At 52.7% G+C, this 12,203-nt stretch carries 7 protein-coding genes and 2 pseudogenes; 4 read left to right on the forward strand and 5 right to left on the reverse strand.

What is annotated here, in order from left to right; genetic code table 11:
• Nucleotides 1-346: 346 nt before the first annotated feature.
• Nucleotides 347-451: pseudogene (locus HMPREF1224_RS46055) on the reverse strand (hypothetical protein); the annotation flags it as partial.
• Nucleotides 452-529: 78 nt separating this feature from the next.
• On the opposite strand from HMPREF1224_RS46055, the gene HMPREF1224_RS43555 reads away from it, so the two are divergent.
• From HMPREF1224_RS43555 to HMPREF1224_RS45515, 4 genes and pseudogenes are all read left to right on the forward strand, one after another.
• The gene (locus tag HMPREF1224_RS43555; RefSeq protein ID WP_010794466.1) at nt 530-3,145 is read left to right on the forward strand and encodes an AAA family ATPase; all 2,616 of its coding nucleotides are present in this window, start codon (nt 530-532) and stop codon (nt 3,143-3,145) included.
• 228 nt (nt 3,146-3,373) lie between these two features.
• A complete protein-coding gene (locus tag HMPREF1224_RS43560) occupies nt 3,374-4,843 on the forward strand; it encodes an HNH endonuclease (RefSeq protein ID WP_010794467.1) in 1,470 nt (489 codons plus the stop codon).
• A gap of 243 nt (nt 4,844-5,086) precedes the next feature.
• Nucleotides 5,087-6,313, forward strand: coding sequence for an IS256-like element ISPa1328 family transposase (locus tag HMPREF1224_RS43565; protein WP_010794468.1), 1,227 nt, complete (start codon nt 5,087-5,089; stop codon nt 6,311-6,313).
• Between the two features lie 38 nt (nt 6,314-6,351).
• Nucleotides 6,352-6,495, forward strand: a pseudogene (locus HMPREF1224_RS45515) (IS3 family transposase); the annotation flags it as partial.
• A gap of 783 nt (nt 6,496-7,278) precedes the next feature.
• Here the strand turns inward: HMPREF1224_RS45515 and HMPREF1224_RS45140 are convergent.
• From HMPREF1224_RS45140 to HMPREF1224_RS45760, 4 genes are all read right to left on the reverse strand, one after another.
• On the reverse strand, nt 7,279-8,433 hold the full coding sequence (locus HMPREF1224_RS45140) for a tyrosine-type recombinase/integrase (protein WP_169311248.1): 1,155 nt from the start codon (nt 8,431-8,433) through the stop codon (nt 7,279-7,281).
• A gap of 215 nt (nt 8,434-8,648) precedes the next feature.
• Nucleotides 8,649-9,158: a hypothetical protein gene (locus HMPREF1224_RS45520; protein WP_124083333.1), complete on the reverse strand. Its 510-nt coding sequence runs from the start codon at nt 9,156-9,158 to the stop codon at nt 8,649-8,651.
• Nucleotides 9,142-11,106: a site-specific integrase gene (locus HMPREF1224_RS45145; protein ID WP_010794470.1), complete on the reverse strand. Its 1,965-nt coding sequence runs from the start codon at nt 11,104-11,106 to the stop codon at nt 9,142-9,144. Before HMPREF1224_RS45145 ends, HMPREF1224_RS45520 begins: the two co-directional genes overlap by 17 nt.
• Complete coding sequence (locus HMPREF1224_RS45760; RefSeq protein ID WP_177327130.1) at nt 11,106-11,999, reverse strand: hypothetical protein; 894 nt, start codon at nt 11,997-11,999, stop codon at nt 11,106-11,108. The genes HMPREF1224_RS45145 and HMPREF1224_RS45760 overlap by 1 nt, the downstream gene beginning before the upstream one ends.
• Between the last annotated feature and the right edge of the window lie 204 nt (nt 12,000-12,203).

A 12,203-nucleotide genomic window follows, 5' to 3' on the forward strand; every position in this document is an offset into this window, starting at 1 on the left:
AGCAGGGGGTACGCAGGGAGTCCAGTTTCGGTGGGAACCACACCACTGAAGCCCAATCAGCCGAAGTCAAGTTCATCGACGAACAACACCGACTACTCGAACCTGGCTAGTGTGTGCGACGTAATCGTCCAGGCTCTAAGGCCGCAACGTGCCTCGATGCTAGCCTTGGATGAAGCGCTTCATGGACTGCCCCGCTATGACTGACGACGGCAGGGATAGCAAGAGCACTGGTCACGTTTTTACACAGCCTGGGCGCTTGGTGTGTCCGTCCGAGGCATTCAGCTATTTCAGGCAAGTGCAGCCCCACAGTCCTGTGCAGCGAGAGCAGTTGGCAGCCCATGAGGTTTCAGGCCTTCATTGCCACCATCAGCGCACTATTGCCCAGCAAGTTCAGCACCCGTTTGAAGTTGTAGGCGAGCACATGCAGGCTCATTTCCGTGCTCACCCGGCTGGTCGGCGACAAGATGTTCTACGTCTGGCGCGGTGATAGTTCCTGTGCTAATCCCCTTTGGGGACACGGAGCATGGATATGGCCATTTACCAGGAAGTACTGACGTGGGCGGACAGGCTGCCGCCGTGGCGCCATGACGCCTTGCGTCGCTTATGCGTTCAGGGCAGCTGGAGCGAAGAAGATCTTGGAGAAATTCTGGACCTCGCCAAGCAGCATCATGGAATTGCCAGTGCATTTGAACCTGCGCCGCAGCCGATCAGGTTTGCTGCAGAACACTTTCCCGCAGAAGCAAATCGGGACCAGGTCGTTGTTCTCAGGTCCCTGCATACGCTGACCAATGTGGGAAAAATCCCGAGCGACCAAGCTTTGGAGTTTCAAGCCCTGGGCCTCACCATCGTGTACGGGGGCAATGGCACAGGAAAGTCCGGTTATGCACGAGTGTTGAAGCAGGCATGCAGAGCCAGGAGCCCGGGAGCCGTCTACGCCAATGCCTACGCTGATGACTATAAGCAGCTCACACCGAGCGCCACTATCGACTTCGAGCTGAACGGCGCCCCAGAGCAGACTATCTGGAGTGGTCAGCAGGGCCATGTTTCGCGGCCCGAACTCAGGGGCATCTCCGTCTTCGATGGCGACTGCGCACGCCACTACCTCCAGTCGAAAGAGACCGCTACCTTTCAACCGTCCGCTCTGAGCTACCTCCAACTACTGGCCAATGGTCTCAATCAGACTCTGCGTCCGCGGCTTCAGGCAGAGATTGCAGGTCTCGCTACAGACGTTACACCCTTCAGTATCATTCCCACCGATACCGATGCCGGCCGGGCGGTGCATCCGATTGGCCCAACTACCGATCTCACGCGGGCCCGTGCGTTAGCCGTGCTCACCCTGGATGAGCAAGCAGAGTTCGCACGACTGCCACAGGAAATCAGCGAGGCAAACCCCACCGCCAAGGCAGCAAATCTCGACAACGCTGCTACGAGGGTCGACGAGCTGGCCAACAACATCACCGCGGCCGCCGGCATTGTGTCTGATGATGCATTGGATGCCAGGCAGTTGGCGCACCGAAGTCTGGTAGAAGCGGAGGCCGCGGAGCGTGCGGCCTCTGAATTGCTGCAGGCCGAAGATGCTTCGCAGTTGCTCGCCGGAACGGGGCAAGGCCCCTGGGCAATGCTGTTTAACGCTGCGCGCGAGTATTCGACCAGTACGGCATATCCCGAGCAGGCCTTCCCAGTTACCGGCGAAGGAGCTGTCTGCGTGCTTTGCCAGCAGGAGCTGACCCCGGAAGCGAAGGATCGCTTGGAGCGGTTTGATCGCTACATTCGGGACAAGGCGGCAGAAGCAGCCCAGCTTGCGCGTAACGCTTGGAAGCAGATCGTACGCAATGTCGGCCAAGAGAGCGTTGCCTTCACCGCTCCGCCGAACATGCTGGAAAGCTTGGGCGCGCGCGTAGCAACGCTGCCGGGCGAGATTCGGCTCTTCCAAGAAGACCTAGCCACTCGGCAGCAATGGCTTAAAGCCTCTGTTCTCCGCGGTGAATGGCAGGGGCGCCCTGCGTACCGGTGTGCAAACCCAACAGCTTTACTTCACCAAGTCGCCGAGGATCTTCGCGCCGAGGCGGCGCGATTGCGTGCGAACCTCGATGCGGCAGCCCTCGCGGCGAAGAGACAACGTCTGAAGGAGTTGGAGGCCCGACGGACACTTTCCGAACATATCGAAGCTATCGCGAGGGTGAGTGAGAACCTCGCTCACAAGGCAAAGCTCCAGCGCTGCCAAGAGGATATCGGCAACACGCGAGCTATCAGCATGCTCGCAGGCCAGTTGGCCAAGACATACGTCAGTGAGGCGTTGGCTGGCACGATGAATGATGAACTCAACAGGCTGGATCTGTACCACGTTCGAGCCGGTATCAGTTCAAGCGGAGATGCAGGAGCGGTGCGGCTAGGCATCCAACTCCAGGATTGCCAGCTTGATCCCCATTTAGTCCTGAGCGAGGCGGAGCAGCGCATGTGTGCGCTCGCGTACTTCTTCGCGGAGCTCCAACAATCGGGCTCCTCATCTGGGGTTGTATTCGACGATCCGGTTTCCAGCCTTGATCACAGCCATCGAACCGCTGTCGCGCGCAGGATTGTTCAGGAGTCCGCCCAACGGCAGGTCATTGTGTTTACTCACGATGCAGTGTTCTTCGGAGAGCTAGTCACCCTTTGCCAAGATGCCCAGCTGGCTCCTGAAGTGAGGTCGATTACTTACCGGGCGGAAGGGCCTGGCTATATCGATGCCGGTTTGCCTTACGACATGCGCAAACACAAAGAGCGTATTGCATACCATCGAGCAGACCACCAGCGAATTGCCGCCAGCTTCAATAACCCACCTGGGGATAATGAGCGGCTCGCGATGCGCAATGCTTACGACGATCTTCGCGTCACGATCGAAGTAGGTATCGAGGACACGATCCTCAATGAAACCGTAGTGCGGTTCCGCGACGGCATCTCGGTCGGCCGACTAGATGGCGTGATGATCGTGCAGGAGGCTGAGTACCGCGAAGTGCAGCGTTTGCATGACAAGTGCTGCCGGAACGTGCGAGCACACTCACATGCAGCCGGCCAGCAGCGTCCTGTAACGCAACCAGCCGAACTCCTGCAGGACATCGAGGCCGTCCACACCCTGTTTCACGATATCCGCCGGCGTAGGGGTTAAGCGCGCCATCACCAAATTGGCGCAGTGAGTGTTTGTTTGGTCGGTAGCTGCCGCATATAGACCGCTATCGGCCAAAAGCAGCCCATCGCCATAAGCTGATATCGCCCCATAGCTGCCGCACCGGGAACCCGTTGAACGATTCTCCATGCTTTGCGGTAATGTGTACTTCAGCCCCTACGGGGCCAGTGCGATCCGCCTTGGATATCAGTTTTTTACAATGGAATGCCCATGACGAGCAGTACCAGCGAAGACAAGAAGAGTCGACGTATCAATTTTTCACCTGATACCAAGCTGGAACTGGCAAAGCGTGCTGGCTTTCATTGCAGCTATCCCACGTGCCTGGTCCCGACCACAGGCCCAACCGTTGATGATGAGGGTAATGATTCCGCCGCTGGTATTGCGATCGCTGCCCACATCTATCCTGCCTCAAAGAATGGGCCTCGGAAAAGGGATGGGCTGACGCCTGAGCAGATCCGGAACATTTCGAATGGCATTTGGCTTTGTCGCACTCACGGCACCCTGATTGACGACTTCCAGGATGAATTCCCGGCTGAGAAAGTCATTGAGATGAAGAAGGTGCGCGAGTTCGCCCAGTGGCTTTCTCTCAAGTTGCCGGATGTGGCCTTCTTCGTTGGCTTCATTGGGGTTAAGCGCCTCGATGCAATCGTCTGGAAGCACTGGCCCAAACCTGATGAAGAGAAGATCAGGGTCGACGTCATTTCCGAAGGTATCAAATGCACGCCAGTCTCTGACGATCCCATCTGGACCCAGATGCCCGTCCCGCCTGCTGAGTTTGATCTCAAGCCGATACCCCGAGCGGCCAGCCCCCGGTCCCTGCATATTGCTGCTCTACCTTCGCCGACTCGGCGTGAATCGTTCCCTGCAGAACGCCGCCGCGCAATCGACATTGTCTCCTCCTGGGGAGAGCATGCGAAGCGCTGGGGTTGGGATGGGAAAGGGCTTCTTATCAACGATTGCTATGTAAAAATCACCGCTCGTGACCCTGAGTCGGGCGATATTGCCGAGCCGTTCCTATGGGTTCGGAGCCGTAGTGCACACGTCTACGACTACAACTTCATCGATGGTGAATCCCTCTTTCTTGACGTCGACCACACCGCCTACCGCGTCTCCAACCTCAACTGGCACCTGAACGTAACCATCAAGGATGGCGAGTGCCGCACTACGAGTACGCTGCGCATGCTGCGCCCCATCAGGTTGCCTAACCCCTACGAAAGGCATGAACACGCGGAGTTTGAGGCATACGCCCAAGTATTGGAGAAATTGGCATGTGGCTGGGAACCGGTTGGCTACGTTGGCCTTGAACCTGGTGAATGGTCTGAGCCCGAAAAAGTGCTCCCCGAGGGTTTTCCGATCCGGAGCGAAATCACCGAAGCGCAGTTTGCTCGGGCTCTTCAGCGCTGCGCGAGAGTGAAGCTTGGTTACGAGCTGGCAGAGGTTTGGGGCATATGCTTCCGCTTCAGCGATGCCTTCTTCAGTGATGCCCTCGACGAGACCATCATTCGGGAGGCTTCTGAAGCTTTACTTGCAGAGGTTGGGCCGGCCCCTTACCCGATCTCTGCCCATGGCAAGGAATTGGTCTCGCTTAACGATCGGCATGGCATCAGGCTGACCACCAAACATGGCGAGCTGTTCTTCGAGGTCGCTCAGACCATCGCGGGTATCCGGCGTACTTTTTAGGGTGAACGAAGGCTTGCGCATTTCACCGCGATGTTACACAGCTGGGCGTAATCGTACCTGGCCACTATCGGCCAACAGCGGTCATCTGATATCTAAGAAAACTGGGGCGATTCATTTCTACTATGGCTAGGCAGGTTTGGCTGGTTGAGCCAAGCTGCGGCGTCGAGCCAGCATAAGGGAGGGTGTCCGAAATTTTGTGTAACCGGCTCATGAGCGACACTGTCGCTGAGAACTGGAGACACCATGAACAAGACGCCCCACACCATTACCGACGAACTGCTGGATCAGCTTCTGGCCAATTATCAGAAGCCTGAAGACTTGATCGGTACCGACGGCATCCTCAAGCAACTGACCAAGAAGTTGGTCGAGCGTGCGCTGGATGCCGAGCTGACCCACCACCTGGGCCACAACAAGCATCAGCCTGTCAGCAATTGGATGGGCAACACCCGCAACGGTTTCAGCAAGAAGAAACTCAAGGGCGAGTTCGGTGAACTGCCCATCGAGGTACCGCGCGACCGGCATGGCACCTTCGATCCGCAGATCATCGAGAAGCACCAGACCCGCTGGACGGGCTTCGACGACAAGATCCTTTCGCTGTATGCCCGCGGCATGACGGTGCGCGAGATCCAGGCGCACTTGCAGGAAATGTACGGTGCCGAGGTGTCACCCAGCCTGATCTCCTCGGTGACCGACGCGGTGGCCGATGAGGTCAAGGCCTGGCAGTCGCGCCCGCTCGATACGGTGTATCCCATCGTCTACCTCGACTGCATCCACAGCAAGGTGCGCGAGGGCGCCGTGCGGGTGAAGGCGGTCTATCTGGCGCTGGGTATCAACCTGGCCGGCGAGAAGGAAATCCTCGGCCTGTGGATCGCCCAGAACGAGGGCGCCAAGTTCTGGTTGCAGGTGGTGACCGAACTGCGCAACCGTGGCGTTCAGGACATCTTCGTCGCCTGCGTGGATGGCTTGAAGGGCTTCCCCGAGGCCATCGAGGCGGTGTTCCCGCGCACCAGCGTGCAGCTGTGCATCGTGCACATGGTCAGGCACAGCCTGAACTACGTGTCCTGGAAGCGGCGGGCGGAGGTCGCCGCCGACCTGAAGCGGATTTACCAGTCCAGCACCGCTGACGAGGCCGAACTGCGCCTCGGTGAATTCGAGGCCAAGTGGGATGACGACTACCTGCCGATTGGCCAGTCCTGGCGACGCAACTGGGCCAGGATCACGCCGTTCTTCGACTTCCCGCCGGAGATCCGAAAGGTGATCTACACCACCAACGCCATCGAATCGGTGAACATGAGCCTGCGCAAGATTACCAAGAACCGCGGCTCGTTCCCCAGTGACGAGGCGCTGCTGAAACTCTTCTACCTGGCGCTACGCAACATCAGCAAGAAATGGACGATGCCGATCCGTGACTGGAAGGCGGCGCTGACTCGCTTTACGATCAGCTACGAAGACCGCCTGCCGCAGCAGTAACCCTAACCCCGGTTACACAAAATTCTGCACACCCTCGTTACCTGACAGCTCAGGAGGCCCAACGGGACATCAGTCATTACCTGATGCACCGCTACAACTGGATCAGGCCGCATCAATTCAACGATGGGCTACCGCCTGCGGTGGCCGAAGAAAAACTTAACCCACTGTCCGGGATGGGTTGACCACTACATCCGAATACCTGACCATTTCGCTCAATGCGGGAGAGTGGAAAGATGAAAAGCTTACGCCCTACCAAGTGATCGTCCACTGGTTAGAATGGTCAGCGGTTGCACGCGGCCGGCTCAAGAATGAGCTGGAAGTAGCCCGAAAGGAGGGGATGGAAGCCAAAAAAGCGAAGCAGGCATCTCGCAGCTTTCTCTTCTTCATTGGCAATCAAGACGCAAAAAAACCTGCACTGTTCCATGTGCAGGACCATAGGCTTATTTGCACCTTACACGACGAACTCGTGTTCCCCGCATATTCGCGGACGGCGCGGAGGTAAGCTCACACCTCAGACGGAGCTTGACCTGGCAGGTGTTCTTAGCGGTTTTCTTTCCACAGGAAAGATCCGCAGTGCCAAGCGCCAGTTGATTGTCAGCGAAGTTCAACGGATCTCAGAGTTTCGGCAACAACTACAATTCACGGGTGCCCCGTCGGTGGACTGGCTACATCTGCGTGGCCTGTTGGCATCCTCCACCGCGGAAGCCTTGAGGCAAGTAGCAACGGATGCCCGCTACTTACGACTTCTTCATCAAGGTTGGTACTGCGCACCCACCTGGGCAACCTGTGGCGTGCCCAAGTGGGTACAAGGGGCTGAAGAAGCGGTCCGCAGCGCCTTGATGCAGGAGCATTTCGCTGCTGCTCAGAAGGACTGAAGCGGTCATAAAGCGAGCTCAGTAACAACAGAAAGAATCAGGTTATTGTGACCACTTGCAAATAAGAAAGCCGAAACGACGCAGGCAAGACTATCCATGTCGAGACTGAGCGGCGGAGCTACGAAGGGAATGGGCCACCACACTTGGCAACTCATAACTCTTCGTTCTTAGTTGCGAAACAGCCTCTCTCACAATTAAAAGTGACTCTGCTAGAGCCCTATTTTCACTACTCTTCGCTTCACCCATCAAAGCTTCAATAACACTTAACGCCTCGTCTGCGACGTTTGCGGAATCCTTGTACTCAGCCTCAAGCTCTTCGTATGCCCAATCTACATAGCGCCACATGCTATCAAGCGAAGAGTGACCACTGAGACTCGCAATTTTTGAGAGAACAGTAGTAAGTGCCTCAACGCCAATTGAACCCCGGCGGCTCAAAGATCGAAGCCTAGCCATGACCTGCAATGTAATATATCGGTGCCTAAGCATGTGAGCAGATATCCGCTCAGTAAGACCCGCCTCTGCCCGGAGATCACAAAACAACTGTGACACTGTTGAGGGCGCCATCTTGAACCCCTCTCTGGTGCAAAACAGCCAGCCCTGATCTTTGAAACCAATCTTCCTCCTATTTAATCTCCTAACCTGAATAGAGCGAGTAACATCGATATACTCCAAGAGCATTCTGAACGTTTCGTCTGAGATAGGTATTAATCTGTAAGGATTGCCTTTTCTTTTAGATGTCCTTACGGGCAGTTTTCGGTCAGCAGATGCCCCTACAACATCCGAAACTCGGATCCAAGTTAGCTCTTCTCTGCGTATGCCCGTATCTGCAAGGAGAACAAGCATACATCGATCACGGCTGCGACGAAAATTAGTTTTGGCAGCCCATTCACAAGAATCCAGCAGAGCGGATACGATATTAGAAGAAATAGGGCGAACTGTACGAGGAATGCTTGCAGGCACCATCGCATGATGCTGGGTTCGAACCCTTACAACACCTTGCTTACTCTTCAACGAACGCAAAGAAATTGTTACTTGAGCCCCCTGCCCTAATGAACCCACTAGACGCCTTCCAACCAACAAAGTTTGATACCACTCTAAGAACGATATAACCCGCAACAAGATTCTATTTATGTGGTTCCCAGAGGATTTTTTGCGATTAACTAACCAGTCTGAAAATGAAACCAGCACATCATCACACACGTCCTCAATCACCACCTTAGACTCAAATAAAAAACGTACAAACAAGGATAGCTCCGATGCATAAGTGTTAATTGTGGAAATAGCGCTATTTGAGCGCCTAAGATGAAGGAAATAAACATTAAGCTGCCAACAGATACAACCATCTGGCCAATACATCACCCTCATTTCGGGGGCCGCCCATCGCTCCGACCTCCTAAACTTATCATATCCAGGCAAATAAAATTCTTTAGAGGAAGTGCGCCAAAGCCGACCAACTGAAGTCATTTCACAACCTTAATGTGCGGATTTTTCTCATATCGCCGATAATGCCGCTGTAACTCAGACTCTGCTATATCTGACCGCAACGATAATCTCTTCAGCCGTTCAAGCAGATCCAAGTATCTAGCGCTCATGTCTAGCGCAGCATCTACCGCTAACTGAGAACTTAACCTCCAAGCATCAACATCATCAGAAGGCTTTTTTCGAATCAGCTTTCGGGTATCACCAATGACCAAAGCAGCATCACGTAGAAGCTGGGAGAGTCCACCTTCATACAGCCCATTCACATATTTTCGTAACGTTTTATGACTTAAAGGGGTAATTCCAAGAGACTCATCATCCCAAGCAGCTAGTTTTGAAACAGAGATGAAAGCTGATAACTCACTCTTAGAAGGGGAAGGAGATGTTCTAATTCTGTCAAACTCAGAGATTCTACAAGCAGCACTCCTAGCGGCAGCTTCAGATAGCACTTTGATGCTTGGTGCAATTTGGCCTTTACCAAGTCGAGGCATCGGCACCCTCCCTAACTGAAATTGCTACCGTATACCTCTTTCTTTTTCCAACATTAATCTGAATCGGGGTAGCGGTGTATACACCTTTTTCCGACAGTAACTCTAGGTAATCTCTTAACTCATCCTCATGCATGACGTTGATTTTTTCAGTGCCGAAATGCTTAACAAGGATATTCCTGAGTTGCTGCACGCCATGAGATTGATCATCTGAGCAAACTGCAGAAGTAGCCAAAGCAGCTTCGGATGCACTGAGTTCTTTTCCTGTTAAGCTTTCTTTAATGTAGCGCCAGGTTTCCCCAACATCTTCATGCCCCATAAACCAAGAAAGCGCCGGCAAGGAATTCTCCAATCCTCCGAAGTGAAAAAATGTCACAGCAAAATAGCGGCGAAGTTGGTGTGGGAGCACCACCCATCGTTCTCCCGAGTTATCAACCAGTTTTAGGAACTCACTAAGTTCCTTTAGAAAAACATAAGCATCAGCCACACTTAGTGGATAGGCACCTCTGACGTTAACTTTAAAAAACGCCTGCGACTTAAATAAAACATCACTTGAAGGCACTATGATTTGCCAAAGTTCTTTTAGCGCATTCAAAGATAATAAACACTCATAAACAAGGCGCGGAACCGGCTTTTCCATCGGTTCACGAATATTATCAAACCCAGTTTTCCTCAGTAAAACAGAAAGATAGAATCTACCGTCAACCTCATAGCTAGCGCTTCCATCCAGATCAACCAGCTCACTTCTGCGACAACTAGTCAGGACACCGATCAAGCAGAAGCAGACAGCCGTATGAAGCCTCAACAAGAAAATCGAGAATGGAAACTGAGTTCTAATTTTTGCCTCAGAGATAAGAGGATCCACCTGCATTCGTCTGTAAACATCAAAAGCAGAGACCAGTCCATCTGGTATCGGAACAGTTTCTTCTGATATGGATAACGCCGTAAATACTGAAACATTCGACTCATTCATTATCGATCGTGAAAGAGGAATAATTTCATTGCAGTAATAGCTGAGCACCGGATACGTATCAATCATCCATTTGCCGCAACCGAACATAAGTCTTCTTCCCGTAGAAAGAGGCAAAGTTCTTGTTCTACCGTTTCCTCCGATGCGGAAAGGCCGCACAATATCCGATATTAAGTAAGGATTACCTATCTCTACATGCGATTGTATAGGCAGAGAGGATAGCAGCTCACAGAAATTAACCATCCAATTTGACAGAGCAGTTGTGGCTCTTGATACCCCGCTCTCGCTGGACTTACCTCCAGCCTCACAATCAAACCCATGCGTCAAGTATCTTCTGAACTCGGTAGATTGAGATAACCGCTTGTAGTCAACCCCCAAAGCAGCCGCAGCGAAGCGCAGATTTAGATTACCGTCACCATCCAGTGCTCCTAGTTTTCCCAGATGCTCGGAAAGTGGTATTGGCTCAATTCCATCCTTGGAATTTGATAGATAATCTTCCCAGCGTTGTATGAAAGCCGCTGTTCCACTAACACCTCCTACCTCTGCCGCTCCAAGAAACTCAACTACGTCATCCACCCCAAAAATAGAAAAACCCTCTTCAGAAAACTTGTCTCCATATCGAACAGCAAGAAACTCAGCTAGCCACAACAGATATAGATGAAAGTGAAGAATGCCTCTTAACGATCTAGCGACTTTAAGAGCTCCATCATAGGCGCACACCACTATCATTTTTGCCTGTTCCAAAGGAACCGCATAAACAGGGCTTGTGAAGCTTCCGCTTGGCAAAAGCCTGTCCCAATTTAGACGAACGCCACCTTTAAGGGTGCCGTCTACATTCCGAACAACCACCCCTGAGTCTACGATCCATGTAGAACTTTCCAACTCATTAAGAAGCCATGCAGGTCTGTATATATGATTTATTTTTCTAGTTGTTCGCTCAAAAAAGTCAATGACCCCGATCGGTAATTTGTGTCGACTCATCACCCCACCTCTGGTAGGACAACCATAGCCGACATCGCTTCTTTCTTCAAAAGCGCCTTCTTAACAAGATTACTTAAATCGCTCATTGACAACGGAAGAGGTGCCATAACTGCGTCAATGAAGTCCATCCAAAATTTTGGCGTGACTCCAGTAAGACTGTCTGGCCTATTTAGGAAGGTTGGGGTTGCTTTGTCGAGAGCATCCCGATAAAGCATTGCAACCGCAAGCGCTTCAGGATCATTAGATATGACGAGCCTGGACAAGGTGGCAATATCAATGGTTATTTTTTCGGATGTTTCCCTTCTTTGCGCTTCCAACTCACTTTCAAACAAATAATTATCGATGGACTTAAGAAACTCATGTAATTGCTCCACTGTTCTAAAGTCCGATATCTTCAGCATTTCGCTTTCTTCATTCATCGCTGAAGTAATTAGTAGATTCTGATGCCTACGGATCTGCCGCTCAAAAATTGCACGCTGCAGCGCAAGCGGAATATAATTATTAATAGTGGTTCTAATGTGCTTGTGGCCAAATGCTTTAGCTGTAGCAACCAAGTCGCCATCCGTATTAAGATATGTTGCCACACCCACATTGACACGAATTGCCTTAAAGTTGATCTTATCTCTCCACGGCATGAGTACCGGGTGTCTATCTACAAATGAACACGCCCTTGTACTAAACTCTTCCTTACCTGTCGAACGCCAAATTGGATTCATATAAAGCGCTCCTACCAACGCCTTCTCAGAAAAGGACTTCAAGTCATAGTTCAAAGAGCTTATTCCCACCCAAAGGTTTGAGGCCTCCTCGTTTCGCCCCTGCTTTCTCAACTCTTCCCGGATAGGGGCAGTCCACTCCATTACTTTCGAAATAACGTCTCTCGCCAAGTCACTCAATACTTCTGATTTCTGCTCCCTAGCCCGGATTTCTCATGAGGCCGGCAGGCGTGGCCGGTGAAGCCTCGGTGTATCAACAACCTGCCTTCCACCGCTAAAAATTGATCGTTTTTTATTCAATTCCCGCGTATGGGGCGCACTGCCCCCTTTCCCCCATTGAGCCGGGCCGGGGGCGCCCGCCTGTTCAGGTCGGCTTGAGGCGGG

The sequence above is a fragment of the Pseudomonas sp. P179 genome (assembly GCF_000478485.2).
GTDB classification, from domain to species: domain Bacteria; phylum Pseudomonadota; class Gammaproteobacteria; order Pseudomonadales; family Pseudomonadaceae; genus Pseudomonas; species Pseudomonas aeruginosa.